The 17407-nt window shown below is 61.4% G+C and carries 12 protein-coding genes and 1 tRNA gene; 1 reads left to right on the top strand and 12 read right to left on the bottom strand.

What is annotated here, in order from left to right; translation table 11 throughout:
* Positions 1-2 precede the first annotated feature (2 nt).
* The 6 genes from pqqB to ACW4TB_RS18305 all read right to left on the bottom strand — a co-directional run bounded on the left by pqqB (position 3) and on the right by ACW4TB_RS18305 (position 6736).
* Positions 3-914, bottom strand: coding sequence for a pyrroloquinoline quinone biosynthesis protein PqqB (pqqB, locus tag ACW4TB_RS18330; protein ID WP_279933426.1), 912 nt, complete (start codon positions 912-914; stop codon positions 3-5).
* An 89-nt stretch (positions 915-1003) separates the two neighbouring features.
* On the bottom strand, positions 1004-1075 hold the full coding sequence (pqqA, locus tag ACW4TB_RS18325; RefSeq protein WP_008365141.1) for a pyrroloquinoline quinone precursor peptide PqqA: 72 nt from the start codon (positions 1073-1075) through the stop codon (positions 1004-1006).
* A gap of 169 nt (positions 1076-1244) precedes the next feature.
* Positions 1245-3527, bottom strand: a complete 2283-nt coding sequence (gene pqqF / locus ACW4TB_RS18320) for a pyrroloquinoline quinone biosynthesis protein PqqF (RefSeq protein WP_279933424.1) — start codon at positions 3525-3527, stop codon at positions 1245-1247.
* A gap of 65 nt (positions 3528-3592) precedes the next feature.
* On the bottom strand, positions 3593-4387 hold the full coding sequence (locus ACW4TB_RS18315; RefSeq protein WP_254466690.1) for a carbon-nitrogen hydrolase family protein: 795 nt from the start codon (positions 4385-4387) through the stop codon (positions 3593-3595).
* A 14-nt stretch (positions 4388-4401) separates the two neighbouring features.
* Positions 4402-6084 carry a flavin monoamine oxidase family protein gene (locus tag ACW4TB_RS18310; protein WP_012316579.1) on the bottom strand — a complete coding sequence of 561 codons (1683 nt, stop codon included), beginning with the start codon at positions 6082-6084 and terminating at the stop codon, positions 4402-4404.
* A gap of 190 nt (positions 6085-6274) precedes the next feature.
* The gene (locus tag ACW4TB_RS18305; protein ID WP_012316578.1) at positions 6275-6736 is read right to left on the bottom strand and encodes an Lrp/AsnC family transcriptional regulator; all 462 of its coding nucleotides are present in this window, start codon (positions 6734-6736) and stop codon (positions 6275-6277) included.
* A gap of 124 nt (positions 6737-6860) precedes the next feature.
* On the opposite strand from ACW4TB_RS18305, the gene ACW4TB_RS18300 reads away from it, so the two are divergent.
* Positions 6861-7400 (top strand): serine acetyltransferase, encoded by a 540-nt coding sequence (locus ACW4TB_RS18300; protein ID WP_254466686.1) that lies wholly within the window; start codon positions 6861-6863, stop codon positions 7398-7400.
* A 138-nt stretch (positions 7401-7538) separates the two neighbouring features.
* Here ACW4TB_RS18300 and ACW4TB_RS18295 read toward each other — a convergent pair whose 3' ends face one another.
* The 6 genes from ACW4TB_RS18295 to rpsU all read right to left on the bottom strand — a co-directional run bounded on the left by ACW4TB_RS18295 (position 7539) and on the right by rpsU (position 17317).
* On the bottom strand, positions 7539-8678 hold the full coding sequence (locus ACW4TB_RS18295; protein WP_279933420.1) for a Fic family protein: 1140 nt from the start codon (positions 8676-8678) through the stop codon (positions 7539-7541).
* A gap of 264 nt (positions 8679-8942) precedes the next feature.
* Positions 8943-9019, bottom strand: a tRNA-Ile gene (locus ACW4TB_RS18290).
* Positions 9020-9035: 16 nt separating this feature from the next.
* Entirely contained in the window at positions 9036-12779 is a 3744-nt protein-coding gene (locus ACW4TB_RS18285; RefSeq protein WP_279933418.1) for a bifunctional diguanylate cyclase/phosphodiesterase, read from the bottom strand.
* Between the two features lie 121 nt (positions 12780-12900).
* Positions 12901-14751, bottom strand: coding sequence for an RNA polymerase sigma factor RpoD (gene rpoD, locus ACW4TB_RS18280; protein ID WP_012316574.1), 1851 nt, complete (start codon positions 14749-14751; stop codon positions 12901-12903).
* Between the two features lie 67 nt (positions 14752-14818).
* Positions 14819-16801: a DNA primase gene (gene dnaG / locus ACW4TB_RS18275; protein ID WP_279933415.1), complete on the bottom strand. Its 1983-nt coding sequence runs from the start codon at positions 16799-16801 to the stop codon at positions 14819-14821.
* 300 nt (positions 16802-17101) lie between these two features.
* Positions 17102-17317: a 30S ribosomal protein S21 gene (gene rpsU / locus ACW4TB_RS18270; RefSeq protein ID WP_003255575.1), complete on the bottom strand. Its 216-nt coding sequence runs from the start codon at positions 17315-17317 to the stop codon at positions 17102-17104.
* Positions 17318-17407 lie beyond the last annotated feature (90 nt).

Raw genomic sequence — 17407 nt, 5'->3', positions numbered from 1 at the left:
CCTTACAACTCGATGCTCATGCCGTCGAAGGCGACTTCCACCCCTCGGCGCTGGACCTCGGCGCGTTCGGGGGAGTCTTCGTCCAGAATCGGGTTGGTGTTGTTGATGTGGATAAGTACCTTGCGCTGGCGTGGGAAACCGTCCAGCACCTCGAGCATGCCGCCGGGGCCGTTCTGCGCCAGGTGACCCATTTCGCGGCCAGTGCGGGTGCCGACGCCGCGGCGCTGCATTTCATCATCCTCCCACAGCGTGCCGTCGACCAGCAGGCATTCAGCGCCGTGCATCATTGCCAGCAGCTTGTCGTCGACCTGGCCCAGCCCGGGCGCGTAGAACAGTTTGCCGCCGGTGCGGATGTCTTCCACCAGCAGCCCCAGATTGTCGCCCGGATGTGGGTCGAAGCGGTGCGGGGAGTAAGGCGGTGCGGCGCTGCGCAGTGGGAACGGAGTGAACCTGAGGTTGGGGCAGGCCGGGATGACAAAGCTGGCCTCGAGCTCGATGCGGTTCCACTGCAGGCCACTGTTCCAGTGGCTGAGCATGTTGAACAGCGGGAAGCCGGTGGTGAGGTCCTGATGGACCATGTCGGTACACCAGACCTGATGCGGGCAGCCTTCGCGCAGGCTGAGCAGGCCGGTGGTGTGGTCGATCTGGCTGTCGAGCAGGACGATTGCGTTGATGCCGGTGTCGCGCAGGGCGCGGGCCGGCTGCATTGGCGCGAAGGCCTGCAGTTGGGCACGGATGTCGGGTGAGGCGTTGCACAGGATCCAGTGCACACCGTCATCGGACAAGGCTATCGACGACTGGGTGCGTGCGGTGGCGCGCAGGCTGCCATCGCGATAGCCCTTGCAGTTGGCGCAGTTGCAGTTCCACTGCGGGAAGCCACCGCCGGCGGCGGAACCGAGAATCTGGATGTACATGGTTGCTCTCTATCCGAACTGTCCGAAGAACCGTAGCCGAAAAAACGACAACGCCCCGGCTGGCCGAGGCGTTGAAACGCAGGCAATGCTTAGCGGCTGGCGAAGTACATGGTCACTTCGAAGCCGATACGCAGGTCAGTGTATGCAGGTTTGGTCCACATGGTTTTTGCTCCTTCCGGGTTAGGGTAGAGGGTTCAGCTATTTGTTTGGCGTCGCCTCGCGCCGAAGGTTCCGGCGGCTGAGATAGCGTTATCTTACAAGAAAATCTTGTACCGAAAGGTTAATTCTTCGAAAAGCGCCCTTGCGGTATACGTAACAATTGACGCCGGATCAGTGCCAGGCCCCCTCTGTCGCAGGCCCATTGGCCAGGCAGAGCAAGGGTGAATCGGCTGCGAGCAAGCGGCCCAGCAAATCGTCCAGATGCGCCTGTTGCGTCCTCAGGATAGCCACGCGTAACGCGGGCAGATCGCAGGGTAGTGTAGCCAAGTGTGTCTGCCATGCCCAATCGGCAAGATCCGCGTTGGCCATGGCTGGCTCGTCGAACTGCTCCGCCAACCTTTGGCGTGCAGCAGCGTCGAGACGTACACCTTGGCGCAGGAGGGCGAGCAGGTGACCGAGGATCTCGGCGTGGGTGGCATGGGGCGATTGCACGCCGAACAGCAGCCCGCCGATGCCCTCTACCTGACGAAAGGTACTGAACACGGCATAACCCAGCTGCAATTCCACCCGTAGCCTTTGGTACACGGGCCCTTGCAGCAACTGGGCGAGAAGCCGGCCGCAGGCTTGCTGATGGGCAGGCATGGGGCAAAAAAGCAACAGTGCGGGTTCGCTGCCCGGCACCTTGGCGTGATGCCAGCGGCGGCCCTGCCAGTCGGGCGGCGGTACCGGCATGCCGAACTGCCCGGGGCAGCCTTGCAATGCTGCGCTCAGGGCTTGCAGGGCGGTTGCGTCGAACCCCACAGCCAGGCCATGCCATCGGCTGTGCTGCCATGCATCGTCGAGCGCCTGTTGATTGAGCGCGCGGGTTGGTTCGGGCTTTGGTGCTGCGCCGGTGAGTGCATCTGGCAGTTGGTTGAGCAGGGCCCTGATCGGGATCAGCAAGGGGGGCTGTTGTGTCGCAGGCTCCCAGTCAGCGGGCGAACGCAAGCACGCCATCGCGAGTTCGACGGCCCTCGTGACCGCTGCGGGCAGGCCAGTGCAACGCAGCTGCCAATAGTCGCCTGCGGCACTGAACTGCAGTTGCAACGCGGCACGCTCGCATCGCGCCTGTAGCGGCTGCATGGCGCGTTCGAGCACGGCGTGCAAGCCCTGGCGCAGGGCCGAAGGCACTTGCCAGCGCAGGTGAACTGCCCCGTATTGGCGTGCCGCCGGCAGTTGGTCACTGACCGTCAGCGCTGCAGGCAATTGAGGCGCCTGCGTGGGGGGCAAGCCGGTAAACAGCAAAGGCTCGGGTGCTGGCAACTGCCATTGCCCATGCTTGCGCGATGGCAGGCCTTCGAGCAGTGCCTGAAGTGCGCAGAGTGCTTGTGCATCAAGTGCCGCCAATGGCTGGCCTGCGCTGTCACGGCGGGCCAACTCGAGGGGGCTGGCGTTGCGTTCGCGGCTCTGTTGCAGAAGGTCGAATTCGGCGTTCAGGTGCGCCGGATCGGATTGCCGGATGAAGCCGAACCATCCGTGCAGCAGGGCGTGTACTTCCTCTGCACAGGCGTCTGCGCTGAGTTCGAGCTCGATGTGCCAGAGCATCTGCCCGGCGAAGGCATACAGCATTTCAGCCTTGAAAGATTGCAGCCAGCTGCGCTGGCGCAGTGCATCCAGCCAGGTGCCCGGCCTGCTGTCGCTCAAGCCGGCAATCAGCAACTCCAATGCTCGTTCGCCACCAGGGGGCAGGTTTTCATGGGTGAATACCAATGCTGTTTTCGTGTTCGACAGGGCAGGTGGCGGCGTTTGGGGCGTGCGTTCGCCGAAGGTAAACAAACCAGCGTATTGCCTGCCAAGCTGTTCGAGCTCATCCAGCGGCTGCGGCCCACACAGGCTCAAGGTGATCTGGCCACCGTGGTAGTAGCGTTGATGGAAATCTGTGAGGGCCCGCTGAAAGGCAGGATCCTGCAACGCCAGGGTATACCGGTTGCCAGCATGAAAACCGCCTAGCGGATGGCCAGCCGACACTGATTGCAGCAGGGCAAAATCTTTCTGGGCCTTAGGGTTGCGCGACCAGGCGATGAATTCGGCATGGATCACTTCACGCTCGCGGCGCTGGCGTTCGCTACCCAGGTCGGGTTCGGCGAGCATCTGGCAAAGGCGCTCCAGCCCGCCGGCCAAGGCTGCGGGCGGGACTTCAAAGAAGAAATCTGTGGTGCGTTCGCGGGTGCTGGCGTTGACCTGCCCGCCGAGGGTCTGGACGTAGCGCATCAGGCCGTCATCCAGGGCAAATCGAGGGGTGCCCAGGAAGAACAGATGCTCGAGAAAGTGCGCGAGCCCTGGCCATTTTGCCGGGGCATCGTGGCTGCCCGCGTGGACCCTCAGCGCCGCAGCCGAGCGCTTGAGCCGCGGGGCGTGGCGCAGGGTGAGCTGCAGGCCGTTGGCTAATCTGAGGTGGCGAGTGGCATCAGGCATGGGGGCTCCGGGGTAAGCACTCATGCTAACAAATTAGTTGGCCTGAGCACCGACTCAGGCCCCTCTCAGCCCCGCCGCAGATGCAATTCTTGGCGCAGATCTACGAGGTAAGGAAACGCTTGGCGCCCCTGCACCACCTGTTCATGCTGCAGTTCCGCCAGCAACTGGCACTCATCCCGACCGGCCATGGCCAGCAGGCTGCCATCCGGCCCGATGATGCTGCTCTGACCGCAGTACTGGATATCGCCCTCGGCCCCGCAATAGTTGGCATACACCAGGTAGCACTGGTTTTCCTGGGCCCGGGAGCGCACCGTCACCTGGCAGACAAAATCATACGGTGTCATGTTTGCGGTCGGCACCAGGATCAGCTCAGCGCCGTCCAGCGCCAGGCGCCGGGCATTCTCCGGAAACTCGATGTCGTAGCAGATCAGCAACCCCACCTTCCAGCCCTCCAGCTCGACCACCGGAAAGTGATCGGCGCCGGGACTGAACATGGAGCGGTCCAGCTCACCAAACAGGTGCGTCTTGCGGTAATTGCACAGGCTGCGGCCATGGGCGTCGATCAGTTGCACGCTGTTGTAGATCGCGCCTTCGTCAGTGCGCTCGGGGTAGCCGTAGACGATGGCGATGCGATGCGCTTGGGCGATTTCCACCACCTCCATGGCCGACGGGCCATCATCGGCCTCTGCCAGGCGTTCTACCTGTGCCAACCCGATGTTGTAGCCGCTCAGGAACATCTCCGGACACACCAGCAACTGCGCGCCGCGCTCGGCCGCCAACTGCGCCTGGTGGCGCAGCCGTTGCAGGTTGCCGGGCACGTCCAGCGGGTTGGGTTTGCCCTGGAACAGAGCGATGCGCATGCTGCCTCCTTGTCTCAGTCTGCCAGGGCGATTGGCCCGATCTCGTCGAACACGTCGCCTGGGCCTGGATTGTCCGGATGGGTCTGGCCACCGAAGTGGTTCATGATACCCCACACCGCATTCAGCGAAGTCTGCACTGCCCCCTCGACCCAGGCCGGGGTCCAGGACACGTCATCGCCGGCAATGAACATCCCGCGCTGCTCCATTGGCATGTCCTGCTGCATGAAGTGCGCGTACATCCGTTGGTTGTAGCGATAGTGGCCAGGCAGTGCGCCCTTGAAGGCACCGAGGAAGTGCGGGTCGGCCTCCCAGGAAATGGTGATCGGATCGCCGATGATATGCCCGGCGATATCGGTCTTGGGGTAGATCTTCTTCAGTGCATCCAGGGCCAGTTGCACGCGTTTTTCCACTGGGTGCGGGAGCATCTTCAGGGCGTCGCTCATCCAGGCGTAGGACAGGCAGATCACGCCTGGCTTGTCGTCGCCGTTGTCGAACAGGTAGGTGCCGCGCGTCAGCCGATCAGTGAGGGTCATGCTCATCAGGTCGCGGCCGGTTTGCGGGTCTTTATCCTTCCAGAACGGCCGATCGACCATGACGAAGGTCTTCGACGACTGCATGTAGCGGGTGCGGTCCAGGGCCATCCACATCTTTTGCGAGAACAGTGACTCTTCACAATCGATCTGGGTGGTCAGCAGCCAGCTCTGGCAGGTGGCGAGCACGGCGCCGTAGTGGCGGGTGTCGCCCCAGTTGTCGGTGACGGCCAGGCGCCCGTCGGCTGCTCGGGCAATGCGCTTTACCCCGGTGCGCGGTGCGCCGCCATGCAGCGCGCTCAGGCTGGTGCCCTCGGGCCAGTGGGCGCAGCGCTCCGGTACATGGCGCCAGATGCCTTGCGGTACCTGCTCCACGCCGCCGACGATCAGGTGCTGGTGGTCGTCGCAGTTGGTCATCACCACACGGAAGATTTCCAGCATCGAGTTGGGGAAGTCCGAGTCCCAGCCGCCGGTGCCGAAGCCGACCTGGCCGAACACCTCGCGGTGCTGGAAGCTCAGTTGGGCGAACGAGCGCGAGGTTGCGACGAAGTCGTAGAAGGTGCGGTCGTCCCACAGCGGTACCAGCTTGTTCCACAGCGCTTTGAGGCGCGGAACATCGCGATCGCGGATCGCCTGCTGGATATCGGCGAACTGCGCGCCGCTCTCCAGCGCGTCGGCCCAGGCATCGGCCACCTCATGGAACAGTTTGGGCAAATCGCTGACTTTTTCGGCGTAGTAGGTCTGGCCTTCCAGGTCGATCACCGTGCTGCCGGATGCCGGTGTCAGCGGGTTGGGGAAGGGCTTGGTTTCCAGGCCCAGCTTGTCCACATAGTGGTAGAAGGCGGTGGAGGACACCGGAAAGCGCATGCCACCGAGCTCGGCGATGACCCCGTCGGTGCCATTGAAGGCCTGGGAGCGCAGTCGGCCACCCATTTTCGAGGCCTCATACACCACAGGCTTGAGCCCCAGCTTCATCAGCTCGTAGGCCGCCACCAGGCCTGCGATGCCGGCACCGACGATAGCGACTTCCTCACCGTGGCGATCAGCCGGAATGCTGCCCAGACCAGCAGGGTGTTCCAGCCAGTCGTCGAAGCCGAACGGGAAGTCCGGACCGAAGATGGTGATGGGTTTCTTGCCGTCGGCCGGGTGGCGGTTTTTCTTGTTCATTGCAGTTACCTTGCCAGAGCGGCTGCGCAGGGGCGGAGCCTGAGTATAGGAGATGCCTGGTGGTCATTTTAGGGCGACGGGTGTTCGTAATTAAGATGCAAAGCGTCGTCGTATTGGCGTTTTATTTGTCATAACGACATGTATATCAATACTTTTGACGATTGATGCTTGGCAGCTGCACCGTTGCCATTTAGACGGGCTGGCCGCGGTCCACTTTGCTGCTGAGGATGATCGAGGTGGTGGTCTTCTCCACGCCTTCTACGCTGCCAATCTGGTCCAGCAACTGGTCCAGTTGTTCTGGCGAATCGCTGCGCAGCCATGCTACGTAATCGAACTCGCCGCTGACCGCGCACAATTGCTGCACTTGCCCCATGGCAGCCAGGCGCCGCACGACCTCCTTGCCAGAGCGCGGTTGCACCTTGATCCCGACATAGGCTTGCAAGCCACCATCGGCCAGGCGCTGGCCCAGGCGTACGCCATATCCGGTGATGACTTTTCCCTTCTCCAGGCGCGCCAGGCGCGAGTTGACGGTAGTGCGAGCGATACCCAGGTGGCGGGCAAGGGTGGCAACGCTTTCGCGGGCATTGATCTGCAGCAGGGCGATCAGTTGGTGATCGATGTCATCGAGGGCGATCTGGCGGGGATTCGACATGGCGAGTCTCTACAGTGGGCTTGCAAGCCTAGCCAGGCTGCAGCGACCAGGGCAAGACAAAGTGCTGATGCGTGGCTGACTTGATTGCGGCATCATGGGTGGCTGATCCAAGTGGGCCCACGTCGTGAATTTCGAAACCTTGCTGGAATGCTGGCGACAGGAGGTCTCCAACAAGAAAAAGCCCGGACGCCGTATCAGCTTGTTCTTCAACGTGCTGCGTCGAGCGCGCAAGGACAACAAGCTGCGCTTTCTTTTCGCCTATCGCCTGGCGCAGTACCTCGATGGTCGCGGCGGCCTGAGCAGGCGATATGCGCGCGGCATGCAGCAGCGGCTCAACCTCAAGTACGCCGTGGATATCGACATCGGTGCGCAAATAGGGCCCGGCCTTCGTATCGCCCATCTGCCAGGTGTGGTGATCACTGGCCAAGTAAGCATCGGGCGTAATTTTTTGATACGGCAGAATTGCTCGGTCGGCATCAAGACCCTTGGCCTGGACCATTACTCGCTGTGCATAGGCGATAATGTCAGCCTCGGTACCAATAGCTGCATCGTTGCTGACCATATCAGCATCGGCAACAACGTGGTCATTGGGGCCATGTCGCTGGTGACCCGAGACATTCCTCCCGATAGCACCTTCTACAACCCGCGCCAGCGGAACATGTAGACACGGCAGGATTCTTGAGAGCCTGAAAATGAAGAAAGCCGCGCAGTCGCGCGGCTTTCTTGTATCGGGTGTCCACACGGACTCGAACTGGCGTAATGGCAGGATCGTGTCGCGTTGCGCTGTTTTGTCGCTGCGAGGTCAGCCTTGAGCGTTTTCCGGGTGCTGTAGCTGGTAGCGCGTGCTGCGCCCGCCGCCGGGCAGTCGGGCAAGGCAGCCCTTCTCGACAAGATCGCTCAGGTGGCGCGTGGCGGTGGCTTTCGAGACCTTGGCCACGGCCTGGTATTGCGCGGCGCTGATGCCGTTCTCGAAACCTCTCTCGCCGCCATCGAGCAGGCGGTTAAGCACTTTGACCTGCTCGGCAGATATGGCTTGGCTGCGGTGAGCCTGCCAGAAGCGCGCCTTGGCCAGCACGCGGTCTATACGAGCAAGGGCTTGCTCCAGACTTTTGAGCAGCGTTGCGAGGAACCATTGCAGCCAGGCGGTGATATCCAGCGTGCCCTTCTGGCTGGCCTCCAGGATGCGGTAATAGCCGGCACGATCGTCGAGGATGCTAGCCGACATGGCGTAAAAGCGGATAGCGTGCTGTTCGCCCTGAGCCAAAGCCAGGTCGGTGATGGCGCGTGTAAGACGACCATTGCCGTCATCGAATGGGTGCAGGGTAACGAACCAGAAGTGCGCAATGCCGGCACGCAAGAATGGGTCGAGGCTCGCATCGCTGCGGCTGCTCTGGAACCAGGCAAAGAAGTCGTCCAGTTGCGCTTCCAGCCCGGCGCGAGGTGGGGCCTCGAAATGTACGGTAGGGCGCTCGAGACGACCGGAAACTACCTGCATGGGCTCTTCGCCGCGCAGCATGCCGACGCGTAACGGGCGGGCCATCAAGTGGTCATCGCTGGGGAACAGCCAAGCATGCCAGGCGAACAGCCGCTGCAGAACGAGCGGCTGCTGATAGGCGCGGGTGGCATCGAGCAGCAGTTGCGCCAGGCCTTCGGATCGAGAGGTGGTGCGACCTTCCTCGTTCAGCCCCAGGCGCCGCGCCAGCGACGAGCGCACCGAGCCGACATTCAGCTGCTCACACTCGATGGCGGATGAAGTGACGATATTCTGCAGTAGGGCATCCAGGCTGCTCTGCACTTGCGTGTCACTACTTACAGCTCCCAGCATCCCGAGCAAGCGACCCTGAGCCTGGCTGCAAGCGCGCAGCAGCGGGGCAAGTGCATCGGCTTGCCAGCTAAAGTGCGCCCAGTTGGGCTGCTGCCAGATCCAGAGCGGTTCATTCATGGAGGGGTGCTCTTTTTTGAGCCGATTAACGAGCTTATTCGGCTCATTTGGTGAGCCGATAATGCCGGCTATTCGGCTCCCTGTCCAACTCCACTAGTGTCAGGAACTCAGAATACAAGCATCTTTTGTGGTGGTGTTGTCAGCGGCGGGAGGCGTTCTTCCTCTGCAGGCAAGCGACGATCTTGGGGATTTTTACTTTTAGGCCGCAGGGTCGGTTGTTTTCCTGCAGACATGAAAAAACCGCGCAATGCGCGGTTTTGAAGGTGGTGGGCCCACACGGACTCGAACCGTGGACCAAAGGATTATGAGTCCTCTGCTCTAACCAACTGAGCTATAGGCCCTCAGTAAGTGCCCGGATTATAACGAGGGTTTCGAAAGCGTGCCATCCGAAAGATCGGTTAGTGCTATGCGAAGAAACGCCGCTGCAAAATCATCTGGTGGCAGCGGCAGGCTGACGATATAGCCCTGGATCTGTTCACAACCTTCGGCAGCCAGGAACCGTTGCTGCGCCTGGTTCTCCACCCCTTCGGCAATGATGGTCAACTGCATGCTGCGCCCCAGCGCGATGATGGCGCGGGCGATGGCTGCATCGTGCGGGTCGTCCGGCAAACCGCGGATGAACGACTTGTCGATCTTGAGGATGTCCAGTGGCAGGCGCTTGAGGTAACTCAAGGATGAGTAACCGGTGCCGAAATCATCGATCGCCAATTGCACACCCAGCTGCTTTAGCTGGTGCAGCACGGCCAGGGCTTCTTCGGCCTGGCTCATGATGAAGTTTTCGGTAATTTCCAGCTGCAGGTCGCCCGCCTTCAGTTGGTAGGTCTTGAGCAACTGCTCGATGCGCTTGGCCAGGCCATGATGGCGCAGCTGCGCACCGGCGAGGTTTATCGACAGCGGGCCGAAGGCCTGGTAGTGCTTCTTCCAGTGGTGCATCTGCCGGCAGGCCTGCTCCAGTACCCAGTCGCCGAGCTGCAGGATGGTGCCATTCTCTTCGGCAAGGTGGATGAAGTGCTCTGGCGGCACCTCGCCGAAGGCGGGGTGGCTCCAGCGTATCAGTGCTTCGGCGCCAACCAGGGTCTGGGTCTTGAGACTGAACTTGGGCTGGTAGCACAGGCTCATTTCGTTGCGTTCTATGGCGCGGCGCAGCTCGTGCTCCAGGGCAATACGTTCGCTGGCCTGGGCGGTGAGGTCACGGGTGTAGGCTTCGACCCGGTTGCGGCCTTTGGCCTTGGAGCGGTACATGGCGGCGTCGGCGTTGCGGATCAGCGTGGCGACGTCGCTACCGTCCTGGGGATAGAGACTGATGCCGATACTCGCGCTGGTGAAAAACTCGTGTTCGCCTGCCTGGAAGGGGGCGCTGAAGCATGACAGCAGTTTGTTGGCGATGGCGCTGGCGTCACTGGGTTTGTGCAGGCCGGGTAGCAGTATGATGAACTCGTCGCCACCCAGGCGCGCCACGGTATCGACGTCGCGCACTTGCTCCTTGAGACGCTGGGCGATGCCCTTGAGCAGCAGGTCGCCGACCGGATGGCCAAGGCTGTCGTTGATGTGCTTGAAGCGATCAAGGTCAAGGAACAGCACCGCGCCCTGGCGGTTGGAGGCTTGCGGGCAGATGAGCGCGGCCTGCAGGCGGTTCTCGAACAGCGCCCGGTTGGGCAGGCCGGTGAGCGGGTCGTGGTGAGCCTGGTAGTCGAGCTTGGCCTGAGCGTGCTTGAGGCTGGAAATGTCGGCGAACACGGCGACAAAGTGGGTGATCTCGCGGTCGCTATTGCGCACAGCGCTGATAGTCAGCCAGCCCGGGTAAAGTTCGCCATTTTTGCGTTTGTTGTAGATCTCGCCTTGCCAATGGCCTTCGGCTGTTAGCTGATGCCACATGGCGGCGTAGAAGGCGCTGTCATGCTGGCCGGAGGCAAGCAGGCGCGGGGTCTGGCCCAGGGCTTCGGTCTCGTTGTAGCCGGTGATTTCGCTGAACGCACGGTTTACCGCGCTGATGCGCTGGTCGATATCGGTGATCAGAACGCCTTCGGCGGTGTTTTCGAACACGGTGGCGGCCAGTTGCAGTTTTTCCTGCATCAGATGGCGCTCGGTGATGTCGCGGGCGATGGTCAGCATGCAGTCGACGCCGGCAATCGGCAGTGGCCGTGCGGACAGCTCGCAAAGGCGAATCTGCCCGTCGCTGCGGCGGATATGGCAGCTGAAATCACGCACGAAACCATCGCGGGCGAGTTGAGCGATCAGGCGTTTACGTTCATTGAGGTCGACCCAGATACCCAGGTCGAAAGACGTCTGGTCCAGGGCAGGGTCGAGGTCGTAGCCGGTCAGTCTGCAGAAACCCTCGTTGACCTCGATTAGCAAGCCATCGCTCTGGCGCGACAGCAGCAGGCCGTCCGGAGACGCGTGGAAGGCTTTGGCAAATTTCTCTTCGGAGGTTTGCAGTTGCTGCTGGGTTTCTTTCAGCTGGCTGATGTCGCGAACCGCGACTACGAAGGCCAGCGTTCCATCCAGCTCGAAGGTTTCGGCAGAGGTCAGGCCTGTGAATAATTCGCCATTGCTGCGCCGGAAGCTCATTTCCAGGTTGCGGATACCTCCTTGGTGCAGGCGCTCGAGCAACAAGGGCCCGGCGCCTTGGGCGCCCCACAGGTTCAGCTCTGTGGCGGTGCGGCCCACTACTTGACCCGGGGTCAGACCGATCTGCTCCTCGAAAGCTTCGTTGACCTCTAGCAGGCACCCATCACTGTGGCGTGCAATCAACAGGATGTCGGGGCATTGCTGGAATACCGAAGCGAACTTCTGCTCCGACAGGCGCAAGGCGTCTTCGGTACGCTTGGTTTCGCTGATGTCGATCATCAGGCCGCGCATCACCGGGCGGTGGCCATGCTCGATCATGCTGACGATATTACGTACCCAGAGTGAATGGCCATCGGCACGCATCACCCTGTAATCGAGGCTGTGGTCGCGCCCGGCTGCTGTTTCGCTTTCGCAGTAGGCTTGGGCCCAGAGTGCATCCTCCGGGTGCAAAATGGTGCGCCAGAAGCCTGGTTTGAGCCATTCGTGCAAGGGGTAGCCAAGCAGGTCTTCGGCATGGGGTGAGACGTAGCTATAGGTGAAATCATTGGCGTCAGCTTCCCAGGCGATGGCTGAGAGGCTTTCGATCAGCCCACGATAGTGGTACTCGCTGCTGCGCAGTTCCTGTTCCAGTGCGATGCGCCTGGATATTTCCGAGCTGAGGCGGCGGTTGATGCGGATCACCACGGCCAGGATGGCGATCAGCAAAAGGACGCCGGGCAGGCCGTACATGAGCATGTCGTGCCAGAAGGTGCGTTGATCGACCACATTGCCGACCCAGCGTTGCTGGATCTGCCTGATCTCGTCAGTCGACATGTCGGCCATGACCTTGTCGAGGATGCCGACCAGGACCTTCTTGTCGCGCGGTGCGGCCATGGCCAGCTGATAGCGATAGGGCGTTTCGCCGCTGACATAAAGGCCGTCCAGCTTGAGCTGGCGCAGGCTCCAGATGCTCGAGGCGAGATCACCGACTACGGCATCCACCTCATCGGTGGCCAGTGCCTGCAAGGTCGAGCTGACATTGGGCATGGCGACCAGGTTGAGATCTGGATGGTGGGTACGCAGCAGTTCGTGTGGAGCGTAATTCTCCACCACAGCGATTTTCAGGCCGTACAGGTCCTTCAGTGTGCGGGGTTGCTGGCCGCCTTCATGGGCCAGGATGACGATGGGGAAGTCCAGATAAGGGCGCGTGAAAGCCAGGTAGCCTTGGCGTTCGGGGGTTGACATGACGCCGGGTAAAAGGTCGATGCGGCTTTCGCGCGCCTGTTCAAGTACCTCGGTCCAGGTGCTGGGTTCGACCGGCTTGAATGCCACGCCCAGACGGTCCTGGAGCATGGCGATGTAATCGGCGGCCAATCCCTGGTACCGGCCTTCCTGGTCACGAAATTCGAACGGTGGCCAGGAGGCGTCGACGCCCAGCTTCAACTGCGGGTGGGCAGTGAGCCAGGTTTTTTCCTCGTCTGTCAGGGTCAGGGCACCGGCCGTTGTGTTCCACAGGATCAGGAGCAGCAACAGAATGGCCGGCATTGGCGGCATGGCAGCCTCGCATTCAGGTGGTCTGAACTCGAGTGTAGACGGGCAATCGCCGCTAAGGGTAGCTACTTGCCACGACCTTTTGTCACATAAGAAAAACCCCGGCCTGGGCCGGGGTTCGTCATCACTCGTCGAGGAAAGATCGCAGGTGCTCGCTGCGCGTCGGGTGGCGCAATTTGCGCAACGCCTTCGCTTCGATCTGACGGATCCGTTCACGGGTCACGTCGAACTGCTTGCCCACTTCTTCGAGGGTGTGGTCGGTGTTCATGTCGATACCGAAACGCATGCGCAGCACCTTGGCTTCGCGTGCGGTCAGGCCCGAAAGCACGTCGCGGGTCGCTTCCTTGAGGCTTTCGACCGTGGCCACGTCGATCGGGGACTGCATGGTCGAGTCCTCGATGAAATCGCCCAGGTGCGAATCTTCATCGTCACCGATCGGGGTTTCCATGGAGATCGGCTCTTTGGCGATCTTCAGGACCTTGCGGATTTTGTCCTCAGGCATCTCCATGCGCTCACCGAGCTCTTCCGGGGTCGGTTCGCGACCCATTTCCTGCAGCATCTGCCGGGAAATGCGGTTGAGCTTGTTGATCGTCTCGATCATGTGCACCGGGATACGGATGGTGCGTGCCTGGTCGGCGATCGAGCGGGTAATCGCCTGACGAATCCACCAGGTGGCGTAGGTCGAGAACTTGTAACCGCGACGGTATTCGAACTTGTCCACCGCTTTCATCAGGCCGATGTTGCCTTCCTGAATCAGGTCGAGGAACTGCAGGCCGCGGTTGGTGTACTTCTTGGCGATGGAGATCACCAGACGCAGGTTCGCCTCGACCATTTCTTTCTTGGCGCGGCGGGCCTTGGCCTCACCGATGGACATGCGGCGGTTGATGTCCTTGATCTCGGCAACGGTCAGGCCGGTCTCGGTCTCAAGGTCGATCAACTTTTGCTGGCAGGCGACGATGGCGGCGTCCTTTTCACCCAGGGCAGCAGCCCATTTGGTGTTGCGCTTGGCCAGGTCACCGCTCCAGGTCTGGTCGGTCTCGTTGCTCGGGAACAGGCGCAGGAAGTCGGCACGCGGCATGCGCGCATCACGCACGCACAGTTGCATGATGGCACGCTCTTGCTGACGCAGGCGGGCCAGGGCATCGCGAACGCGCTCTACCAGTACGTCGAACTGCTTGGGCACCAGCTTGATCGGCATGAACAGATCGGCCAGGGCCTGCATTGCACCGATGCTCTCGGCGTGGCTGCGGCCATGCTTTTTCAGCACCTTGAGGGTGATGGCGAGCTGATCCGACACCGCGCCGAAACGCTGGGCTGCAACGACTGGGTCCGGACCGCTTTCGGTCTCTTCCTCATCGTCACTGCTATCGTCGCTTTCTTCCTCGTCGTCGGCCTCTTCCTTCGCGGCTGCGGCCTTGGCGCCAGGGATCGGCACCTCTTCGGTCGGAGCGGCAATATTGTCGTCAGGGTCGATGTAACCGCTGAGAACATCGGACAGACGGCCACCTTCGGTGGTGACGCGGTCGTATTCACCGAGGATGTAGTCAACTGTGCCCGGGAAGTGGGCAATAGCGCCCATCACTTCACGGATGCCTTCCTCGATACGCTTGGCGATTTCGATTTCGCCTTCGCGGGTCAGGAGCTCGACAGTACCCATTTCGCGCATATACATGCGCACAGGGTCGGTCGTGCGGCCGATATCGGTTTCAACGGCCGCCAACGCAGCAGCGGCTTCTTCGGCCGCGGCTTCGTCGGTGTCGGCTTCCGCCAACAGAAGGGCATCCGCATCCGGAGCACTCTCGAATACGTTGATCCCCATGTCGTTGATCATGCGGATGATGTCTTCCACCTGTTCAGGATCTGAAATATCCTCAGGCAGGTGGTCGTTGACCTCCGCGTAAGTCAGGTAGCCCTGCTCACGACCGCGGGTGATCAACTCTTTGATACGAGACTGCTGTTGCGCTTTTCCGGACATAACACCCTATCCACTGAAGGTCTTGGCGGGCAAAAAACAAGCCGAGGATTATACCCGAGCATGGGCCTCACGCGCCAGATGAGGTCGGCGTTTGTGCGGGAACATTCCGGCTCAGCAGGGCGAGAAGCTGAGATTTTTCCTCACTGCTCAACTCGCTTTGACGTGCTTTCCTGAGCAGATGTTCCAGGCTGCGCTCGCGTTGGCGGGCGGACAAGCTAGTTATAGTGTCGAAAAACTGTTGTTCAAGGTTGTCGGCCACGATCAGCCATTCCTTTTCTGCCAGGGCTCGCAGCAAGCGGCCCTGTTCAGTCCCGTGCCAGCGTGCGATCAGCTGCATTGAGCTTAGCCCAGGATTTTTCTGCGCGGCCTCGATCAGCGCCACCAGCAACTGGCTGTAGAGGTGCTCTTCGTCGGCAAAGTGGCTGGCGTCCTCGACTTTGCCGGCCAGCAGCGGGTGGTGCAGCAGCGTGCGCAAGGCCGCCAGGGTCGGGGGTTCCACCGGTGCTGGCGTGCGTGGTGGCGCTTCATCACGCTGCTGCCACGGCTTGCCTGCTTTGCGGTTCTTGTCCCAGGGCTTGTCGCTCCACGGCTTTTTGCCGCCCCCCTTGTTCGGCTTCCACTGCTGCTCCTGCTGCGCCGGGGCGTAGTCGTGTTGCGGCATGTCGGCATAGTCGGGGGTGTAGCTAGCCATGGCGTCGTAGTCGTAGCCAGGATCATAGTCCGGCACGCTGTTGGCGGCAGGTGCCTGCTGGGCCAACTGCTCGACCTGCTGTGGATCGAGGCCGGTAATTTCCTTCAGGCGGTTGCGCATCAACTGACGCAGGTTGGCGCCGGGAATTTTTTCGATCAACGGTGCAGCGAGGGTCGCCATGTGCGCCTTGCCTTCAAGCGAGCGCGGGTCGGCCTCGACGCTCAGTTGCTCGAAGAAATAGTCGGCCAGCGGCTGGGCGTGCTGGTTGATGCGCGCCATGAAGGCATCGGTGCCTTCTGCGCGCACCAGGCTGTCCGGGTCCTCGCCTTCGGGCAGGAACAGGAAGCGCGCGCGGCGCCCGTCCTGCAGTGCCGAGAGGGTCGACTCCAGGGCGCGCCAGGCGGCCTTGCGCCCGGCCTGGTCGCCGTCGAAGCAGAACAGTACGCTGGGCACCACGCGAAACAAGCGCTTGAGGTGTTCTTCGCTGGTGGCGGTGCCGAGTGTGGCTACGGCGTTGCGCAGGCCTTGCTGGGCCAGGGCGATGACATCCATGTAGCCCTCGACGACGATGATCTCGTCGAGGTTGCGGTTGTGCTTGCGCGCCTCATACAGCCCGTAAAGTTCTTGGCCCTTATGGAATACCGGGGTCTCCGGGGAGTTGAGGTACTTGGGCTTGTCGTCGCCCAGAACGCGGCCGCCAAAGGCGATGATGCGCCCGCGGCTGTCGCGTATCGGGAACATCACCCGGTCGCGGAAGCGGTCGTAGCGTTTGCCGCTTTCGGCGTTTTCGATCAGCAGGCCGGCGTCGATCATCACCTTCTGTTGCAGGGTGTCCGCGCCGAGGTGCTTGAGCAGGTTGTCCCAGCCAGGTGGTGCGAACCCCAGGCCGAAGTCGCGGGCAATCTCGCCCGACAGGCCGCGGCCCTTGAGGTAATCCACCGCTGCCTTGCGGGTGGGGTGGCTGCGCAGGGCCTGGCGGTAGAATTCCGAGGCTGCATCCAGCAGCGGGTAAAGCGGCGAGTCTGTAGGTTGTCGCGGCTTCTGGCCGCGCCGGCCTTCCTCGCGTGGTACTTCCATGCCTGCGGCGCGGGCCAGTTCCTCGACGGCCTGGGGGAAGTCCAGGTTGTCGTGATCCATGACGAAACCCAGGGCGTTGCCGCCTGCGCCGCAACCGAAGCAGTAGTAGAACTGCTTGTCCGGGCTGACCGTGAAGGACGGGGTTTTCTCTTTGTGGAACGGGCAGCAGGCGGAGTAATTCTTGCCGGCCTTTTTCAGCTGGACACGCGAACTTACCACGTCGACGATGTCGAGGCGGTTGATCAGGTCGTCAATGAAGCTTTGGGGAATCAGCCCGGCCATGGCAGTCTCGTCATCTGGCAACTGGCAAGTCTAATCGCTAGCGCGCCGTTAGGGGCAAGAGCTGCTAGGGGATGTGCGAGGGAATGTGTGCTCGTCGGTAGCCTCCAGGTTAACCAGGGGCTCGTCAGTGAGGACGTGCACGACTGGTCGAAACCAGCTCTGACGTTTTGATGCGCTTTGCCCATTGCAAGTTGCGATGGACGCCTTGAGCTAGCTGCTCAAGGTTGAAACAAACCGCTGCCATCGGCCCGGCGGTGAGCCGGGCAGGGCAGAAGCTTTGCGTAGAACGGCTGTACTGTATTAGTACAGACGAACGGCGCGGCGCTGTTCGCGCTGAACTTTCTTGGCGTGACGCTTAACAGCAGCAGCTGCTTTACGCTTACGCTCGGCGGTCGGCTTCTCGTAAAACTCGCGGCTACGAACTTCAGCCAGTACACCGGCTTTTTCGCAGGAGCGCTTGAAACGACGCAGAGCTACGTCGAAGGGTTCGTTCTCTTTAACTTTGACGGCTGGCATCCAGGGCTACCTTAATTCATTACCGGGGTAGACGTGCTCCTGGCAAAACAAAGGTGTGCTGGAGAACGTCGGTTTTCAAGGGTTGCGGAT

This window comes from Lelliottia jeotgali (genome assembly GCF_977070485.1).
This window is presented reverse-complemented; position numbering and strand designations above follow the sequence as displayed.